We start from the raw sequence: 16477 nt of genomic DNA on the forward strand, positions 1-16477 counted from the left end.
GCTCGGGGTGGTGGCGGCCGTCGATCGGGGCGGGGATGCTCCGACCCTACCGAGCGGCCTGCGACCGGATCCGCGATCCGGAGGCGGTGCGGACGGCAAGAATCGCGGTTCTTTCCGTCCGCGAAAGGGGGGGGTGCTCTCAGTCGTCGGCTGCAGCGAGCTGGCCGCAGGCGCCGTCGATCTCCTTGCCGCGGGTGTCGCGCAGCGTCGTGGGGATCCCGGCGTCGTCGATGCGGCGCACGAACTCGCGCATGACCGCGGGCTCCGAGCTCGTCCAGATCGATCCGGGCGTCGGGTTGAGCGGGATGGGGTTCACGTGCACCCAGCCGCGCCCGCGCTCGTTGAGCTTCTGCGCGAGCAGATCGGCCCGCCAGGCGTGGTCGTTCATGTCCTTGATGAGCGCGTACTCGATGCTCACGCGGCGCCCGGTCTTCTCGAAGTACTCGCGCGCGGCATCCAGCGCCTCATCGACCTTCCAGCGCGAGTTCACGGGGATGAGCTCGTCGCGCAGGGTGTCGTCGGGGGCGTGCAGGCTCAGCGCGAAGGTCACGGGGATGCCCTCGTCGGCGAGCTTCTTGATCGCCGGCACGAGCCCGACCGTCGAGACGGTGATGTTGCGGGCGCTCATGCCGAGCCCGTTGGGCTGCGGGGCGACCATCGTGCGCACGGCGCTCATGAGCCGCGAGTAGTTGGCGAGCGGCTCGCCCATGCCCATGAAGACGATGTTGCTGACGCGGTCGGGGGTCTCGTCGCCCTTCTTGCGGCCGCCGAGCTCGCCCGCGGCGAGCGCGCGGTTCGCGGCGACGACCTGGTCGACGATCTCGGCCGCCGACATGTTGCGGGTGAGCCCCGCCTGGCCGGTCGCGCAGAAGGGGCAGTTCATGCCGCAGCCCGCCTGGCTCGAGACGCACAGCGTGATGCGGCCCGGGTAGCGCATGAGCACGCTCTCGACGAGGGCGCCGTCGTGCAGCTTCCAGAGGAACTTGATGGTGTCGCCGTTGTCGGTCTGCAGGCGGCGCACCTCGGTGAGCAGCGGCGGCAGCAGGCCGGCGGCGAGCTCGTCGCGCACGGCGGCGGGCAGGTCGGTCATGCGCGCGGGGTCGGCGGTGTAGTGCGTGAAGTAGTGGGTCGAGACCTGCTTGGCGCGGAACTTCGGCAGCCCCAGCTCGACGACCTTGGCCTCGCGCTTCTCGACGGTGAGGTCGGCCCAGTGCTCGGGCGGCTTGCCGCGCTTGGGCGAGGCGAACTGCAGGGCGGGGCGCCCCTCGGCGTCGAGCTTCTGGGTCCAGCCCTCCGCGGCGGGCCGCACCTGGGGTCGGGCGACCGCCGTCGTGCCGTTGTTGCGGATGCCGCGCTCAGGTGCCATACCCACCAGGGTACGCGGCCGCGGCCCTCGCCCCTTTCGATGCGGGATGCTCAGCAATAGGGTGGGCGCAGGGCGCGGGCCGCGCGCTCCGTGAGCGAAGGAGCCGCCCGTGACCGACAGCCCTGCGCCCGACCTCCCCGCGCCGGCGTCCGAGCGGATCACCGCCCTCGAGTTCCGCTCCGCCCGCCTCGCCAACGCCGCCGACCTCCTGTGGCGATGCGCCGTCGTGATCGCGACCCTCGGACCGATCCTGGAGGCGGTCCTCACCTCCCGATTCCCCCTCGCGACGCTGCTCTCGTCGGCGACGCTGCTCCTCATCTGCTGGGTGGTCCGCGAGTACCTGTTCGTGACGGTGGCCCACGTCGAGGTCGTGGCCGAGCAGGCCGCGCGGTCCTTCCTCCGATCGTCGGCACCGGACGATCCGGCGACCGATGTCGATCCCGCCGCATCCCGTTCGACGTCATCATGAGGGCGCATCCCGCGCCCGCCCCGTGAAGGAGACATCATGCCCACGTACATGCTCATCATGCGCACCACCGACCAGGCGCAGGCGGCCGCCGCCGACATTGACATGGAGACGGTCATCAACCAGATGGGCGCCTACAACGCCGCGATGATGGAGGCCGGCGTGATGGTCGGCGGCGACGGTCTGAGCGATGCCGCGCAGGGCGCCGTGGTGACGTTCGGCGAGAACGACGAGCGCGTCGTCACCGACGGCCCCTACGGCGAGACCCATGAGCTGTTCAACGGCTTCTGGATGCTCGACGTGCCGACCCAGGCCGATGCCATCGAGTGGGCGAAGCGCTGCCCCCTCGGCCCCGGCAACGCCCTCGAGGTGCGCCGCGTCACCGACGAGAGCGACTTCGCCGACTTCGCGGACAACGAGTACATCCAGGCCGAGGAGGGCTGGCGGGAGGAGATCGCCGCCAAGCAGGCCGAGAAGGGCTGAGACGGGATGCCCGACGACGGCGCGCCCGCGGCGCAGGCTGCGCGGCGCGCCGTCGAGGCGGTCTGGCGCATCGAGTCGCCCCGCCTCGTGGCGAGCCTCGTCGCGCTGACCCGCGACGTCGACCTCGCCGAGGATCTCGCGCAGGAGGCGCTCGTCGACGCCCTGCGGCAGTGGCCGGAGCAAGGGGTGCCGAGGAACCCCGGCGCCTGGCTCACCGCGGTGGCGAAGCGGCGCGCGATCGACGGCTGGCGGCGCCGGAGCGCGCTCGACGAGCGCTACCGCGGCATGGCGGCGCAGCTCGAGGAGTCGGCGGCCGACCCCTTCGACCCGATCGACGACGAGATGCTGCGGCTCGTCTTCCTCGCCTGCCACCCCGTGCTGACCGTCGAGGCGCAGACCGCGCTGACGCTGAAGCTCGTGGCGGGGCTCACGAGCGAGCAGCTCGCCCGCCTGTTCCTCGTGCCCGTCGCGACCATGCAGCAGCGCATCGTGCGGGCGAAGAAGGCGCTCACCGCTGCGCGCGCCCCCTTCGAGGTGCCCGACCCGAGCGAGTGGACGACGCGGCTCGGCGGCGTGCTCGCGGTCGTGTACCTCGTCTTCACCGAGGGCTACGCGCCGACCACCGGCACCGCGACGGTGCAGCGCGAGCTCGCCGACGAGGCGCTGCGGCTCGGGCGCCGGCTGGCCGCCCTGCTCCCCCGCGAGCCGGAGGTGCACGGTCTGCTCGCCCTCATGGAGCTGCAGCGCTCGCGCTTCGCCGCCCGCACGGCGCTGGACGGCAGCGCCATCCTCCTCGAGGATCAGGACCGCCGACGATGGGATGCCGCCGCCATCGCCCGCGGACGCACCGCGCTCGCCCGGGCCGACGCCGCGGCCGCCGCGCGGCGCACCGCCCGCGGCGGCTACGCGCTCCAGGCGGCCATCGCCGAGCAGCACGCCGTCGCCCCGAGCGTCGCCGCCACCGATTGGGCCGCGATCGTGCTGCTCTACGAGGTGCTCGGCCGCGCCGCTCCGAGCCCGATCGTCGAGCTCAACCGCGCGGTCGCCGTGTCGATGTCCGAGGGCCCGGCGACCGCCCTTCGCATCGTGGACGGGCTCGCCGGCGACCCCCGGCTCGGGCGATCCGCGCTGCTGCCCGGCGTGCGCGGCGAGCTGCTGACCCGCCTCGGCCGCGTCGACGAGGCGCGCGCGGCGCTGCTGCTCGCCGCCGAGCGCGCGGGCAACGAGCGGCAGCGGGCGGTGCTGCTCGCCAAGGCGAGCGCGCTCGACCCGGCGGGGGCCTAGGGCCTCGGCGGAGCATCCCCCCTCAGCAGGGCGTCGATCTGCCCCATCGCGCTCGACATCCCTTCGATCATGCCCATGCCGAGGATCCGCTCCATGTCGTCGAGCGAGTCGAAGCGCATGCGCGTGACCATGCGGGTGCGGTCGCCGTCGACCGCCTCGAGCTCGACCCGGCCGTGCATGACCGGCATGGAGCCGTCGGGTTCGCCGTCCTCCCCGCGGAACCCGTCATCGAACTCGAGCGCGCTCGGTTCGTCGACGAGCGTGAAGCGCATCCAGGCCGCGCTCGTCGCGCCGTCCGGCCCCGTCATGGCGTACGGCGAGTAGCCGCCGACCGCGAGCTCGTGATCGGGGAACGAGGCGGGCCAGCCGGGAGGCCCCCACCACTGCTCGAGCTGCCGCGCGTCGGCCCAGAGCTGCCAGACCCGCGTCGGCGGGGCGTCGAACTCGGCCGTGAGCACCAGCGTCATGGCGTCCTTCTCGATCTCGGAACTGATGACGGGCATCCCCGCCTCCTCTCCCCCGCCGTCGGGCGGGGCTGCGCCGCTCAGCCCTCGGCCAGCAGCCGCTCCATGCCGGCGGCGCGGTGCCGCCAGAGGCTCTCGTACTGCTCGAGCAGCGCACGGGCGCGCTCGAGGGGTTCGGGGTCGACGTGCACGAGCTGCTCCCTGCCGCGGCGCCGCTTCGTGACGAGGCCGGCGCGCACGAGCACGGCGACGTGCTTCTGCACCGCCGCGAAGCTCATCGCGTAGCCGGCCGCGAGGGCGCTGACCGAGAGCTCGTCGACGGCCGCCCGGGCGAGGATGTCGCGCCGGGTGGCATCGGCGAGCGCCTGGAACAGGCGGTCGGTGGCCTCGTCGGCCTCTGTTTGTACAACCATTTGGTTGCACGTTAGCGCGCGGCGAGCATCCGCACAAGGGGTTCGGGATGCCCGCTCCCTCGCCCGCGCACGCACGCACCCCGCCCGGGGCGTACCGTTAAGGTCATGACGCCTCCTGAGACGACCGCCACCACCGAGGCCGATAGCGCGCCCACCATCACCTTCGCCGAGCTGGGCCTGAGCGACGACGTCATGACGGCGCTCAAGGAGGTCGGCTACGAGCACCCCTCCGCCATCCAGGCCGCGACCATCCCGACCCTGCTGAACGGGCGCGACGTCGTCGGGCTCGCCCAGACCGGAACCGGCAAGACCGCCGCCTTCGCGCTGCCGATCCTCTCGCGGCTCGACCTGGCGCAGAAGACCCCGCAGGCCCTCGTGCTCGCCCCCACCCGCGAGCTCGCGCTGCAGGTCTGCGAGGCCTTCGAGAAGTACGCCTCCGCCATGCGCGGCGTGCACGTGCTGCCCGTCTACGGCGGCCAGGCCTACGGCGTGCAGCTCTCGGCCCTGCGCCGCGGCGTGCACATCGTCGTCGGCACCCCCGGTCGCATCATGGACCACCTCGACAAGGGCACCCTCGACCTCAGCGAGCTCAAGTACCTCGTGCTCGACGAGGCCGACGAGATGCTCAAGATGGGCTTCGCGGAGGACGTCGAGACGATCCTCGCCGACACCCCCGACGACAAGCAGGTCGCCCTGTTCTCGGCGACGATGCCCGCCGCGATCCGCCGCATCTCGAAGCAGTACCTCAACGACCCCGACGAGATCACGGTCAAGACCAAGACCACGACCTCGGTCAACACGACCCAGCGCTACCTGATGGTCTCGTACCCGCAGAAGGTCGACGCCCTCACGCGCATCCTCGAGGTCGAGAACTTCGAGGGCATGATCGTCTTCGTCCGCACGAAGAACGAGACCGAGACGCTCGCCGAGAAGCTGCGCGCTCGCGGCTACTCGGCCCAGGCCATCAACGGCGACGTCGCCCAGGTGCAGCGCGAGCGCACCGTCGAGCAGCTCAAGTCGGGCGCCCTCGACATCCTCGTCGCCACCGACGTCGCCGCCCGCGGCCTCGACGTCGAGCGCATCAGCCACGTCATCAACTACGACATCCCGATCGACACCGAGTCGTACGTGCACCGCATCGGCCGCACGGGCCGCGCCGGCCGCTCGGGCGACGCGATCAGCTTCGTCACCCCGCGCGAGCGCCGCCTGCTCGACGCCATCGAGCGGGCCACCCGCCAGCCGCTCACGCAGATGCAGCTTCCGAGCGTCGACGACGTCAACGCCACGCGCCTCAGCCGCTTCGACGACGCCATCACCGAGGCGCTGCAGAACGCCGAGCTCATGAGCGTGTTCCGCGACGTCATCGGCCACTACGTCGAGCACCACGACGTTCCCGAGGCCGACGTGGCCGCGGCCCTCGCCGTCGTCTCGCAGGGCGGCACCCCGCTGCTGCTCACGAAGGACGACCTGCGCCCGCCGCGCGAGAACCGCCCCGAGCGGGATGCCCGTTCCGGCGACGATCGCGGCGAGCGGCAGCCCCGCCGCAGCCGCGAGGGCCAGTCGGCTCTGGTGCCGTACCGCATCGAGGTCGGCCGCCGCCACCGCGTCGAGCCCCGGCAGATCGTGGGAGCGCTCGCCAACGAGGGCGGCCTCAGCCGCGACGACTTCGGCGCGATCAAGATCATGCCGGACTTCTCGATCGTCGAGCTGCCGGCGTCGCTCTCGTCGGAGACCATGCGCAAGCTCGAGTCGACCCGCATCAGCGGGCAGCTGATCTCGCTGCAGCTCGACCGCGGCCCGCGCGGCAAGCGCCCCGCGCGCGACGGCGACGACCGCCCGGCCCGCAAGCCGCGCTACTAGCGGCGCTGCGGGCAGGCGGATATCCATCGCGCGACGGAGGATTCGTCACGCGAGTGCGCCTACCGTGGAGGGATGGACACCGTCTCGCTGCTCATGGGCGCCGTGATCGCGTCCATCGTCTGGATCTGCGTCGTGCCGTGGAGCAAGCTCGCCCGCCTGCGTGAGTTCGATGCGCAGCGCGACGAGCCCGGCACCGAGTAGAGCACTGCGCCTCCCGCCGACCGCTCACGTCGGACCCGATCTGTCGACACGCGCCGTCAGGACGAGACGTCGCGCAGGTCGCTCCACCACGCGGCGATGAGCGGCACGATGCGCTCGTCGATCGGGCGCCGAGCATCCACCCGGTAGGTGCGCAGCGTCGCGCGCGGCTGGGTGCGGAGGATGTGGCTGACGCCCTCGAGCTCGACGGTGCGCGTCGATCCGCCGGTGCGCGCCGCGATCACGGCGAGATCCTCGGGCGGGGATTGCAGGTCGAGCGACCCGGTGACCGCCAGGAGGGGCACCGAGGCCGCGTCGAGATCGGCGCGCGGGTCGTAGGCCATGAACTCGCGGAACCACCGCGCGTTGACGCGCGCGCCGCCGACGCGCTCGACGTCGCCGGTCGTGCGCAGCAGCCGCTGCCGGTTCTTCTCGGTCTGCCTCTCGAGGTCGGTGCGCAGCAGCCGCAGCAGCGCGCGCAGCGGGCGAGGGAGGTCGCCCGAGAGGGCTCGCGCCTGCCACCGCAGCACCTCGAGACCGGAGCGCGCATAGCCGCTGAGCATGACGGCGCCGGCGATGCCGGGGCGCAGCGCAGCTACGCGCGCCGCCAGCGCCGCGCCCTCGCTGTGCCCGATGACGAGCACGGGCAGGTCGCCGCCGAGCGCGTCGTCGACGACCCCGAGCGCGTCGTCGAGCAGATCGTCGAAGCCCGTCGTCAGGAACTCGCCCTCCGACGCCCCGACTCCGCGCTTGTCCCACCGCACGCTCTCGATGCCGTGGCCGGCGAGGCTCTCGGCGAGCTGACGCTGGATGCCCAGCGCGAGGCCTCTGCCATCGCCGTCGCGATCGATCGGGCCGCTGCCGGCGAGCAGCACGGCGAGAGCGGTCGGCTGCTCGACGTGCCGCCGCACGCCGAGGAGCCGCACGGCCCCGTGCCGCTCGAACGGCCGCTCGAACGGCCGCTCGACAGGTGCCGGCGTCATGAGCCGCTCCCCTCGAGGGCCGCCCGCAGCGCGGTGGCGCGCGCCGCGGCGTCGTGCACCGAGACCACGATCCGTTGCACCGGGCCGTCGGTCGCCGTGATCTCGAGCGCGGGCCCGCGACCCCGGACGACGGCGAGCGTCGCGCCCTGCCGACGCCGCCACGTGCCGATCTTGCGCGCTCCTGGCACGCCGAGACCCGGCGCGCGGACGCCCGCCACCGCGGCCATCCCGTCGGGGACGACCGCGATCGCGGCGATGTCGCGCGCCAGGATGCGGGCGTCGCCGCGCAGGGCGAGCACGCGATCGATCAGCCCGAGGCGCAGCGTGATGCCGCTCGGGTCGGCGTGAAGGGTCGTGGGCATGGGGGCCTCCTGTCGGGAACGTCGTGGTGCCGACGCGCGATTCCGCCGCAGGAAGCGGGAATCCGGGTCGGTGCATCCCATTGTTATCATGCTTGATACCATTACTGCAATTGATAGCGTTGAGGCCGATCGACCCTGTCGACCATCGGGAAGGAACCCATGACGACGTCCGAGCTGCTGCTGCACCCCGTCCGCCTCCGCATCGTCCAGGCGATGCTCGGGCACGCGCAGACCACGACGCGCGAGCTCGCCGACCGCTTGGGCGACGTCGCGCCGGCGACCCTCTACCGGCACGTCGCCGCGCTCGTCGACGGCGGGGTGATCGAGGTCGTCGCCGAGACTCGCGTGCGCGGCGCGACCGAGCGCTCCCTGCGGCTCGACGTCTCCCGCACGAGCGTCGACCCCGACGACGACGGGCTCGTCGATGCGGGGCGCGCCCGCGCCGGCTTCCTCGCCTACCTGGCCTCGCTCGCCTCGGCCTTCGACGACTACCTGGCCGCGCCGCGGTCGACGCTCGAGGCCGACCTCGTCGGGTTCCGCCAGGTGGCCGTGTTCGCGACGGACGAGGAGTGGCGAGAGGTCGCCGCGACGATCCGGGATGCCCTGCTCCCGCTCACCGAGCGCGCCGAGCGTCCGGACGGCGCACGGCGCCGCATCCTCGGCACCGTGAGCCTGCCGGTCGACTGACCCGCGCGCGGCGGGAGGCTAGTCGGTGCCCGAGTCGAAGGCGCTGGCCTCGTTGGCCGCGTCGACGGCGCGCCCGAGAGCGGCATCCTGCGCGGGCGTCGCCGGCTCGGTGACATCGTCGGCGAGACCGGCCGTGATGCGGCCGACGAGCGCCGCGGTCGCGCCGCCGATGATGCCCTGCGCCGCGTACTGCTCGAGGCGGGTGCGCGAGTCGGCGATGTCGAGGTTGCGCATCGTGAGCTGACCGATGCGGTCGGTCGGGCCGAAGGCGGCGTCGCCCACGCGCTCCATCGAGAGCTTCTCGGCGGCGTACGACAGGGTCGGGCCGGCGGTGTCGAGGATCGTGTAGTCGTCGCCGCAGCGCAGACGCAGGGTCACGGTGCCGGTCACGGCGCTGCCGACCCACTTCTGGATGCTCTCGCGCAGCATGAGCGACTGCGGGTCGAGCCAGCGGCCCTCGTACATGAGGCGCCCGAGGCGGCGGCCCTCCGCGTGGTAGTTCGCGATCGTGTCCTCGTTGTGGATGCCGTTCAGCAGCCGCTCGTAGGCGATGTGCAGCAGCGCCATGCCCGGGGCCTCGTAGATGCCGCGGCTCTTGGCCTCGATGATGCGGTTCTCGATCTGGTCGCTCATGCCGAGACCGTGGCGGCCGCCGATGCGGTTCGCCTCGAGCACGAGCTGCACGGGGTCGTCGAAGCGCACGCCGTTGAGAGCGACGGGGCGGCCCTCCTCGAACTCGACGGCGACGTCCTCCGCGGCGATCTCGACGGCAGGGTCCCAGAAGCGCACGCCCATGATCGGCTCGACGGTCTCGAGCGAGACGTCGAGGTGCTCGAGCGTCTTCGCCTCGTGGGTGGCGCCCCAGATGTTGGCGTCGGTCGAGTAGGCCTTCTCGGCCGAGTCGCGGTACGGGAACCCGTGCTCGACGAGCCACTCGCTCATCTCCTGGCGCCCGCCGAGCTCGGTGACGAAGTCGGCGTCGAGCCACGGCTTGTAGATGCGCAGGCGCGGGTTCGCGAGCAGACCGTAGCGGTAGAACCGCTCGATGTCGTTGCCCTTGTAGGTGCTGCCGTCGCCCCAGATCTCGACGCCGTCCTCGAGCATGGCGCGCACGAGCAGGGTGCCGGTGACGGCGCGGCCGAGCGGGGTCGTGTTGAAGTACGCCTTGCCGCCGGAGCGGATGTGGAAGGCGCCGCAGGCGAGGGCGACGAGGCCCTCCTCGACGAGCGCCGACTTCGCGTCGACGAGGCGGCTGATCTCGGCGCCGTACTCCTTCGCGCGCGCGGGCACGGCCTCGACGTCGGGCTCGTCCGGCTGCCCGAGGTCGCCCGTGTAGGTGCAGGGGATCGCGCCCTTGTCGCGCATCCACGCGACGGCGACGGAGGTGTCGAGACCTCCGGAGAAGGCGATGCCGACGCGCTCGCCGACGGGCAGGGAAGTCAGGACCTTGGACACGAGATCCGAGTCTATCCGCGTGCCGAGGCCTCCCCGAGCGCCTGCCGCACGACGACGTACCGCTCGAGGAACGCCCGCTCGTCGAGCTTCTTGCGCCGCAGCCAGCTCGTCACCTCGTCGTTGCTCTTGCTGGCGTTGCACGAGGCGCAGGCGGGCACCACGTTGTCGATCGTGTAGCGACCGCCGCGCGAGATCGGCTGCACGCAGTCCTTCTGCAGCGCGGCATCGGTCGTGCCGCAGTACGCGCAGCCGCCCCAGGCCGCGACGAGCGTCGCCCACTCGGCCGCGGTGAGGTCGTGCGTCTGCGCGGCCATGCGCCGCCTGCGCTTGCGCGCGGCACGGGCGGCTCGGCTGTTCGGGTGCACCACCCCCACAGGCTAGCGACCGCCACCGGCGCACCCGGGGCTACTCTCGGGGCATGCGCGAGGTCGACGGCGAAGTGCGGGTATCCCCCGCGTCCGAGGCGCTCTGGGGCGACCTCCAACTCGTGCTGACGGGCGCCGCGGGGCGCTGCCAGTGCGAGCGCATCCGCATGGGCGACCGCGAGTGGTGGCACCTGCCCGTCGAGCAGCACCGTGCCGTGCTGCGCAGCGAGGTGGGGTGCGACGACCCGGGTGATGCCGGGCCCGGCAGCGGCATCCTGCGCGACCCGCTGCGCACGATCGGCCTGATCGCCCACCTCGACGGCGAGCCCGCCGGGTGGTGCGCGGTGGATGCCCGCCCCGCGTTCCGCCGTCTGGCCGGCAGCCCGGTGCCCTGGGCCGGCCGCACCGAGTCGAAGACCGACGAGACGGTCTGGGCGATCGCCTGCCTCATCGTCCGGAGCGGCTTCCGCGATCGCGGACTCACCTACCCGCTCGTGGCCGCCGCCGTCGAGCACGCGCGTGCCCGCGGTGCCCGGGCGATCGAGGGCTACCCCATGCTCACGCACGGCGAGCGCGTCACGTGGGACGAGCTCAACGTCGGACCGGTCGGGCCGTTCCTCGCCGCGGGGTTCACCGAGGTGAGCCGGCCGACGAAGCGCCGCGTCGTCATGCGCCTCGAGCTCGCCGGCGACGAGTAGAGCGCCGCCCGGCCGACGAGCCCTAGATCGCCGCGATCCGCTCCTCCGGCTGCGGCAGCACCTTGCGCAGCACGTCCGACAACGTGACGACGCCGACGACCCGACCGTCGTCGATCACGATGGCGAGCTGCTGGCTGAGCGCGCGCATGCGGGCGAGCGTCTCGTACACGGGGGTGTCGGCGGCGAGCACGAGGGCGTCGCGGGCGAAGGGCGCCGCGGCCGCCTCCGGCTCGTCGAGCAGCGTGTCGCGCACGTGCACGACGCGCGGCACCTCGGCGCCGGGGGCGGCCGGGTCGCCGAACAGGATGCGCATGTGCCCCGAGGCGGCCGCGGCGGCCTGCACCTCGGCGACGGTCGCCGTCACGGGCACCGCGGTCGGCGTCGCGCTCGCGTCGACGAGCTCGTCGAGGCGCAGCGTCTCGAGGTCGATGACGCCCTCGAGCGAGTCGCGGAACTCGGGCTCGAGCGCCCCGCTGCGGGCGGAGAGCTCGACGAGGTGCCGGATGGTGTCGACGTTCTGCCCGCCGACGGCCGCGCTCTCGACGGGCTCGACGCCCGAGGCGCGCACGAGGCGGTTGGCGATGCTGTTGACCCAGCCGAGCAGCGGACGGAACGGCCAGATGTAGATGCGCGACGGGATCCCGATGACCTTCGCCGCGGTCTCGGGGTGCGCGATCGCCCACGACTTGGGGGCCATCTCGCCGACGACGAGGTGCAGGAAGGTGACGATGAGCAGCGACAACCCGAAGGCGAGCGCGCCGGCGCCCCACTCGGGCAGGCCCCAGCTCTCGAAGATCGGGCCCATCCAGTAGTCGAGCGCGGGCTTGGTGATGGCGCCGAGCGCGAAGGTGCACGCGGTGATGCCGAGCTGCGCGCCGGCGAGCATGAGCGTGAGCTCGTTGACGCCGCGCAGGGCCGCCCGAGCCGAGGGGTCGGTCGCGGCCGTCTCCTCGAGGCGGTGGCGGCGGGCGCCGAGCAGGGCGAACTCGATGATGACGAAGAAGGCGCTGAGCGCGATGAGGCCGATGGTGGCCAGCGTGACGATGATGCCCTCGCTCATCGGTCCTCCTCCTTCGCGGCGACGGTCTGCTCGGTCGGCGCGGCGGCGGTGCCCGCGGCGGTCGCGTCGGCATCGGGGGCGGCCCCGATCCCGGGATGCTCCGCCTCCCGCTGCTCGTCCGCGTCGAGCGCGTCGTCCTCGCGGTCGCCCTCCCGCTCCACGAGCGTGACGCGCACCTCGCTCGGCACGTGCCGCTCGATCTCGAGGATCTCGATCTCGAGCGAGCGGTGCACTTCGCGGTCGTGCACGAGGTCGCCCGGGTCGTCGGGCAGCTCGACGACGACTGTCTCGCCGGCCTCGGGCAGTCCGCCGCGCGCCGCGATGACGAGCCCGGCGACGGTCTCGTAGTCGCCCTCGGGCAGCTCGTAGCCGATGGCGCGGTGCGCCTCGTCGACGTGGACGTCGCCGCCCATGCGCCAGATGTCATCGCCGTCCGGGTCTACCGAGGGGGCGGAGTCATCGTCGTGCTCGTCGGTGATCTCGCCGACGACCTCCTCGGCGAGGTCCTCCAGGGTCAGAACCCCGGCGAATCCGCCGTACTCGTCGATGACGCAGGCGAGCTGGTTCCTGCTGCGGGTGAGCTCGGCGAGAGCATCCGGCAGCGCCATGAGGGTCGCCAGCACGAGCGGCGGCCGCATGAGCTCGGTCACAGGCGACTCGGGCGGCAGCGCGGTGCCGAGCACGTCGGCGAGCTGCACGACGCCGAGCGGCTGGCTCTCGTCGTCGACGACGGGGTAGCGGGTGTGGGCGCGGGCCATCATGGCGCGCACCTCGCCGATGGTCGTCGCGGGCGGGATGGTGTCGACGAGCGAGCGCGGGATCATGGCGTGCTCGACGTCCTGCTTCGGGAACTCGAGGATGCGGTCGATCATGAGCGAGAGCTCGGCGGGCAGGTCGCCGCTGTCGCGGGAGTCGCTGACGATGCGCTCGAGATCCTCGGCGGTGGCGCTCGAGTCGACGTCGTGCACGGGCTCGATGCGCAGCAGCCGCAGCAGCGCGTTGGCCGCGGCGTCGAAGACGGCGATGAGCCAGCCGAACACGGTCAGGTAGACGATCGTCGACCGGGCGAGCCGGCGGGCGAGCGGCTCGGGGCTCGCGATCGCGAGGTTCTTCGGGTACAGCTCGCCGAAGATCATCTGAACGACGGTCGCCAGCACGAGGGCCAGCACCGTGCCGACGCCGATGCCGACGGCGGCGGGGACGCCGACGCCGCCGAGCAGCGCACCGATCGACTCGCCGATGAGCGGCTCGGCGACGAAGCCGACGAGCAGGCCCGTGACGGTGATGCCGAGCTGCGCGCCGGACAGCATGAAGGACGTGCGCTTGGTGACCTTGAGGGCGCGCGCCGCGGCGGCGTCGCCGGCCTCGGCCTGCGCGCCGAGCCGGTTGCGGTCGACCGACATGTAGGCGAACTCCTGGGCGACGAAGTAGCCGTTGGCGGCGATGATCGCGAGCGTCACGACGATGCCGAGCAGCAGCAGCAGGATGCCCTCGATCACCATGCGATCACCGCCGAGGAGCGGTGCGGGAGACGGGGTCTATGGGAGCAGTCGCCGGTATCGGAACCGGCGGGGATGGCCGTGGAATCCACAGTCGGGGCTCAACGCCTTTCAGAAGGTGAGAGTCGGGGGTGCGTTTCCAGGGTACGCGAGCCCGGTTCGGGATACCCAGCCCGCTGCAGCACCCACAGCCCGCCCATAGGCAGGCCTCAGCCAACGGCCCACCGCGGCCCGCGCTGGGCATCCCCCCGCATCGGGCATCGATCATCGGATGCGGCGTCGCCCGCCCGCCTAGCGTGATGATCACGACACCGGCGACCGCCGGCGGCGCGGAAGGAGCAGCGATGGACGGCTGGAACGACGCCATGGCGGCGATCGATGACCGGCTCGAGGCCGAGATCGACGTCGCCGAGCTGGCCCGCATCGCCCGCACGAGCGAGTACCACTTCCGGCGGATGTTCTCGACGCTCGCCGGGCTGCCGCTCTCGGAGTACATCCGCCGCCGGCGCCTGACCGTCGCCGCCGCGGCGGTGCTCGCGGGGCGCGAGACGCTCAGCGACATCGCCGCGCGCTTCGGCTACGGCTCGGGCGACGCCTTCGCCCGCGCCTTCGCGGCCGTGCACGGCGTCGGGCCCGAGGAGGCCCGCCGCACCGGCGCCGCGCTGCGATCGCAGTCGCGCCTGTCGTTCCACCTCACCGTCGAAGGGAGCTCCCCCATGGAGTACCGCATCACCCCCCTGCCCGCCTTCCGCATCGTCGGCCGCAGCACCCGCGTGCCCCTCGTCTTCGAGGGCCCCAATGCCGAGATCGAGCGCTTCACCCGCGAGCTCGGCGAGGACGTGCGAGCGAGGATCGCCGCGCTCGGCGAGAGCGCCGACGAGGGGATGCCCGCCGGCACGCTCTCCGTCAGCGACGAGTTCGACGAGTCCCGCGCCGAGGGCTCGATGCTGCGCTACACGATCGGCGCCGCGACCCGCGCGGAGGCGTCGCCGCCGGCCGACCTCGACGGAATCGAGGTCGGCGCCGGCGACTGGCTCGTGCTGTCGACCGAGGGCCGGGTTCCCGAGGCCCTGCAGCAGCTCTGGCCGCTCGCGTACGGCGAGTGGCTGCCGGCGAACCCCTACCGGCTCGTGCCCGGCCCCGAGATCCTCGCGGTCGAGCCGATCGGTGACGGCTCGACCGCCCGCGCGCAGCTGTGGCTGCCCGTCGAGCCCGAGCCGGTCGCCTAGCTGCCGGAGGGCTGGTTCGGTGCGGCCTTCTTGCGCGGGGAGGCCGCACCGGCGCCCGTCGACGTCGTCGCGCCGCCCGCGAGCGCCTCGCCGATCGCGGCGCCCGCGGCCGAGCCGGTCGCCCGACCCGTCATGATCTCCGCGATGTCGATGCCGACGAGATCCTTGATGAGCTTCGTCGAGGTGGCGAGCTGGCCGGCGACGTTGTCGCCCACCTGGCCGACGCCGTCGCTCGAGATGACCGTCATCGACGAGATCGCCGAGAGCGGCTCGGAGGCGGCGCGCACGATGGCGGGCAGCTGGTCGATGATGCGCTGCTTGAGCAGGGCATCCGCCCGCTCAGCGAGGGCCTCGGCCTGCGCGCGGGTCGAGTCGGCCTCGGCCGTACCCTTCGAGCGGATGGCGCTGGCCTCGGCCTCGCCCTCGGCCACGAGGGCCTCGGAGGCGGCGATGCGGCGGTTCTTCTCGGCGATGCCCTCGGCCTCGATGGCCTGCGCGGCCGCGATGCGGCGGTTCTTCTCGGCGATGCCCTCCGACTCGATGGCCTCGGCGGCGGCGCGGCGCGAGTCGCGGTCGGCGGCGGCGTTCGCGACGGCCGCGGCGGCCGCGCCATCCGCCTGCTTCTCCAGGGCGTAGGCCTGGGCGTCGGCGACCGCACGCACCTCGGCGTCGAGCTCCTGCTTGCGCAGACCGACGCGCTTGGCGGCGGTGATCTCCTGCTGCGCCACGACCTCCTGCTGGGCGATCGCGTCGGCCAGCGGCTTGGCGGCGGAGGCCTCGGCGCGCGCCTTGTCGGTCTCCTTCTGGATCTCGGCGTTGCGCAGGTCGAGCTTGCGCTGCTGCTCGGCGATCGCCTGGGCGGCGTTGATGCGCGCCTCCTCCGAGGCCTGCTGCGCGATGGCCTCGGCCACCTCGGCGACCTGCTTCACGCGGGCCGCCTCGGCGCGCCCGAGGTCGCGGATGTAGTTGTTGTCGTCGTCGATCTCCTTGATCTGCAGCGTGTCGATCTGCAGACCCTGGATGTCCAGCGCCTCCCGCACCGCCTCGAGCACCTGCTCCTGCAGGGCCGAGCGGTTGGTGATGATCTCGGTGACCGTGAGCTGGCCGACGATCGAGCGCACGGAGCCGCTCAGCACCTCCTCGGTCGACGACTCGATCTGGTCCTGCTGGTTGAGGAATCGCTGGGCGGCGGCGCGCACCATCGTCTCCGAGCCGCCCACCTTCACGACGGCGACGGCGTTCACCTTGATGGTGATGGCGTCCTTCGTCTGGGCGGTCGCCTGCACGTTGAGCTGTCGGCTGCGCAGGCTGAGCTTGAAGTAGGCCTCGACGACGGGCTTGACGAAGACGCGCGAGCCGAAGACGACCTTCTGGCCGACGTTGTCGAACTCGTTGTTCTGCGGGCGCTCCTGCGTGGCGCGCTGCTTCGAGGTGACGATGATCGCCTCGTCGGGCTTGGCGACCTTGATGCCGCGCAGCAGCACGACCGTCACGACGAGCGCGAGGGCGATGACGATTCCGACGATGACGAGGGTGGTCAGCTGTTCGCCGACGACGGTGAGGGGCATGTCGACAGTATGTCGGATTCGGGGGTGGCCGGTAGCG

Annotated in this window: 18 protein-coding genes; 8 read left to right on the top strand and 10 right to left on the bottom strand. The window is 72.6% G+C overall.

Features of this window, described 5'->3' with window-relative positions:
• Positions 1 to 139: 139 nt before the first annotated feature.
• A complete protein-coding gene (gene rlmN, locus OVN18_RS12860) occupies positions 140 to 1366 on the bottom strand; it encodes a 23S rRNA (adenine(2503)-C(2))-methyltransferase RlmN (RefSeq protein ID WP_267781160.1) in 1227 nt (408 codons plus the stop codon).
• A gap of 109 nt (positions 1367 to 1475) precedes the next feature.
• Here rlmN and OVN18_RS12865 point away from each other — a divergent pair, with 109 nt between their 5' ends.
• The 3 genes from OVN18_RS12865 to OVN18_RS12875 are packed head-to-tail and all read left to right on the top strand — an operon-like array spanning position 1476 to position 3599.
• Positions 1476 to 1835: a hypothetical protein gene (locus tag OVN18_RS12865; protein ID WP_267781161.1), complete on the top strand. Its 360-nt coding sequence runs from the start codon at positions 1476 to 1478 to the stop codon at positions 1833 to 1835.
• Between the two features lie 36 nt (positions 1836 to 1871).
• Positions 1872 to 2315, top strand: a complete 444-nt coding sequence (locus tag OVN18_RS12870) for a YciI family protein (RefSeq protein ID WP_267781162.1) — start codon at positions 1872 to 1874, stop codon at positions 2313 to 2315.
• A 6-nt stretch (positions 2316 to 2321) separates the two neighbouring features.
• A complete protein-coding gene (locus tag OVN18_RS12875) occupies positions 2322 to 3599 on the top strand; it encodes an RNA polymerase sigma factor (RefSeq protein WP_267781163.1) in 1278 nt (425 codons plus the stop codon).
• Here OVN18_RS12875 and OVN18_RS12880 read toward each other — a convergent pair.
• Both OVN18_RS12880 and OVN18_RS12885 read right to left on the bottom strand, forming a co-directional pair.
• On the bottom strand, positions 3596 to 4102 hold the full coding sequence (locus OVN18_RS12880) for an SRPBCC family protein (protein WP_267781164.1): 507 nt from the start codon (positions 4100 to 4102) through the stop codon (positions 3596 to 3598). The genes OVN18_RS12875 and OVN18_RS12880 overlap by 4 nt on opposite strands.
• Positions 4103 to 4143: 41 nt before the next feature.
• Positions 4144 to 4476: an ArsR/SmtB family transcription factor gene (locus tag OVN18_RS12885; protein ID WP_267737433.1), complete on the bottom strand. Its 333-nt coding sequence runs from the start codon at positions 4474 to 4476 to the stop codon at positions 4144 to 4146.
• 105 nt (positions 4477 to 4581) lie between these two features.
• Between OVN18_RS12885 and OVN18_RS12890 the strand changes: the two genes are divergently transcribed.
• Positions 4582 to 6336: a DEAD/DEAH box helicase gene (locus OVN18_RS12890; RefSeq protein WP_267781166.1), complete on the top strand. Its 1755-nt coding sequence runs from the start codon at positions 4582 to 4584 to the stop codon at positions 6334 to 6336.
• Positions 6337 to 6408: 72 nt separating this feature from the next.
• Positions 6409 to 6537, top strand: coding sequence for a hypothetical protein (locus OVN18_RS12895; protein ID WP_267781167.1), 129 nt, complete (start codon positions 6409 to 6411; stop codon positions 6535 to 6537).
• A 56-nt stretch (positions 6538 to 6593) separates the two neighbouring features.
• Here OVN18_RS12895 and OVN18_RS12900 read toward each other — a convergent pair whose 3' ends face one another.
• Complete coding sequence (locus OVN18_RS12900) at positions 6594 to 7517, bottom strand: alpha/beta hydrolase (protein ID WP_267781168.1); 924 nt, start codon at positions 7515 to 7517, stop codon at positions 6594 to 6596.
• The gene (locus OVN18_RS12905) at positions 7514 to 7879 is read right to left on the bottom strand and encodes a hypothetical protein (RefSeq protein WP_267781169.1); all 366 of its coding nucleotides are present in this window, start codon (positions 7877 to 7879) and stop codon (positions 7514 to 7516) included. Before OVN18_RS12905 ends, OVN18_RS12900 begins: the two co-directional genes overlap by 4 nt.
• A 159-nt stretch (positions 7880 to 8038) precedes the next feature.
• Here OVN18_RS12905 and OVN18_RS12910 point away from each other — a divergent pair, with 159 nt between their 5' ends.
• The gene (locus OVN18_RS12910) at positions 8039 to 8566 is read left to right on the top strand and encodes a helix-turn-helix domain-containing protein (RefSeq protein ID WP_267737437.1); all 528 of its coding nucleotides are present in this window, start codon (positions 8039 to 8041) and stop codon (positions 8564 to 8566) included.
• Positions 8567 to 8584: 18 nt separating this feature from the next.
• Here the strand turns inward: OVN18_RS12910 and argG are convergent, their stop codons facing one another.
• Positions 8585 to 10021: an argininosuccinate synthase gene (argG, locus tag OVN18_RS12915; RefSeq protein ID WP_267781170.1), complete on the bottom strand. Its 1437-nt coding sequence runs from the start codon at positions 10019 to 10021 to the stop codon at positions 8585 to 8587.
• A gap of 11 nt (positions 10022 to 10032) precedes the next feature.
• On the bottom strand, positions 10033 to 10389 hold the full coding sequence (locus OVN18_RS12920; RefSeq protein WP_407666047.1) for an HNH endonuclease: 357 nt from the start codon (positions 10387 to 10389) through the stop codon (positions 10033 to 10035).
• 50 nt (positions 10390 to 10439) lie between these two features.
• On the opposite strand from OVN18_RS12920, the gene OVN18_RS12925 reads away from it, so the two are divergent.
• A complete protein-coding gene (locus tag OVN18_RS12925) occupies positions 10440 to 11084 on the top strand; it encodes a GNAT family N-acetyltransferase (RefSeq protein WP_267781171.1) in 645 nt (214 codons plus the stop codon).
• Between the two features lie 22 nt (positions 11085 to 11106).
• Here OVN18_RS12925 and OVN18_RS12930 read toward each other — a convergent pair whose 3' ends face one another.
• Together OVN18_RS12930 and OVN18_RS12935 are read right to left on the bottom strand one after the other, a co-directional pair.
• Entirely contained in the window at positions 11107 to 12144 is a 1038-nt protein-coding gene (locus tag OVN18_RS12930; protein ID WP_267781172.1) for a CNNM domain-containing protein, read from the bottom strand.
• Positions 12141 to 13646: a hemolysin family protein gene (locus tag OVN18_RS12935; protein WP_267781173.1), complete on the bottom strand. Its 1506-nt coding sequence runs from the start codon at positions 13644 to 13646 to the stop codon at positions 12141 to 12143. Before OVN18_RS12935 ends, OVN18_RS12930 begins: the two co-directional genes overlap by 4 nt.
• Positions 13647 to 13987: 341 nt before the next feature.
• Between OVN18_RS12935 and OVN18_RS12940 the strand changes: the two genes are divergently transcribed.
• Positions 13988 to 14872, top strand: coding sequence for an AraC family transcriptional regulator (locus OVN18_RS12940; protein WP_267781175.1), 885 nt, complete (start codon positions 13988 to 13990; stop codon positions 14870 to 14872).
• On the opposite strand, the gene OVN18_RS12945 is transcribed toward OVN18_RS12940, so the two are convergent.
• Complete coding sequence (locus OVN18_RS12945; protein ID WP_267781176.1) at positions 14869 to 16440, bottom strand: SPFH domain-containing protein; 1572 nt, start codon at positions 16438 to 16440, stop codon at positions 14869 to 14871. The two genes, OVN18_RS12940 and OVN18_RS12945, sit on opposite strands and share 4 nt — an antisense overlap.
• Between the last annotated feature and the right edge of the window lie 37 nt (positions 16441 to 16477).

Origin of the sequence: Microcella daejeonensis, from assembly GCF_026625045.1 — a bacterium.
Lineage (GTDB): Bacteria > Actinomycetota > Actinomycetes > Actinomycetales > Microbacteriaceae > Microcella > Microcella daejeonensis.

Coding starts and splice junctions, on each gene's coding strand:
- OVN18_RS12930 (WP_267781172.1), bottom strand. CDS start 12,144: ATGAGCGAGGGCATCATCGTCACGCTGGCCACCATCGGCCTCATCGCG.
- OVN18_RS12880 (WP_267781164.1), bottom strand. CDS start 4,102: ATGCCCGTCATCAGTTCCGAGATCGAGAAGGACGCCATGACGCTGGTG.
- OVN18_RS12875 (WP_267781163.1), top strand. CDS start 2,322: ATGCCCGACGACGGCGCGCCCGCGGCGCAGGCTGCGCGGCGCGCCGTC.
- OVN18_RS12905 (WP_267781169.1), bottom strand. CDS start 7,879: ATGCCCACGACCCTTCACGCCGACCCGAGCGGCATCACGCTGCGCCTC.
- rlmN (WP_267781160.1), bottom strand. CDS start 1,366: ATGGCACCTGAGCGCGGCATCCGCAACAACGGCACGACGGCGGTCGCC.
- OVN18_RS12900 (WP_267781168.1), bottom strand. CDS start 7,517: ATGACGCCGGCACCTGTCGAGCGGCCGTTCGAGCGGCCGTTCGAGCGG.
- OVN18_RS12945 (WP_267781176.1), bottom strand. CDS start 16,440: ATGCCCCTCACCGTCGTCGGCGAACAGCTGACCACCCTCGTCATCGTC.
- OVN18_RS12890 (WP_267781166.1), top strand. CDS start 4,582: ATGACGCCTCCTGAGACGACCGCCACCACCGAGGCCGATAGCGCGCCC.
- OVN18_RS12870 (WP_267781162.1), top strand. CDS start 1,872: ATGCCCACGTACATGCTCATCATGCGCACCACCGACCAGGCGCAGGCG.
- OVN18_RS12925 (WP_267781171.1), top strand. CDS start 10,440: ATGCGCGAGGTCGACGGCGAAGTGCGGGTATCCCCCGCGTCCGAGGCG.
- OVN18_RS12940 (WP_267781175.1), top strand. CDS start 13,988: ATGGACGGCTGGAACGACGCCATGGCGGCGATCGATGACCGGCTCGAG.
- OVN18_RS12895 (WP_267781167.1), top strand. CDS start 6,409: ATGGACACCGTCTCGCTGCTCATGGGCGCCGTGATCGCGTCCATCGTC.
- OVN18_RS12885 (WP_267737433.1), bottom strand. CDS start 4,476: ATGGTTGTACAAACAGAGGCCGACGAGGCCACCGACCGCCTGTTCCAG.
- OVN18_RS12935 (WP_267781173.1), bottom strand. CDS start 13,646: ATGGTGATCGAGGGCATCCTGCTGCTGCTGCTCGGCATCGTCGTGACG.
- OVN18_RS12910 (WP_267737437.1), top strand. CDS start 8,039: ATGACGACGTCCGAGCTGCTGCTGCACCCCGTCCGCCTCCGCATCGTC.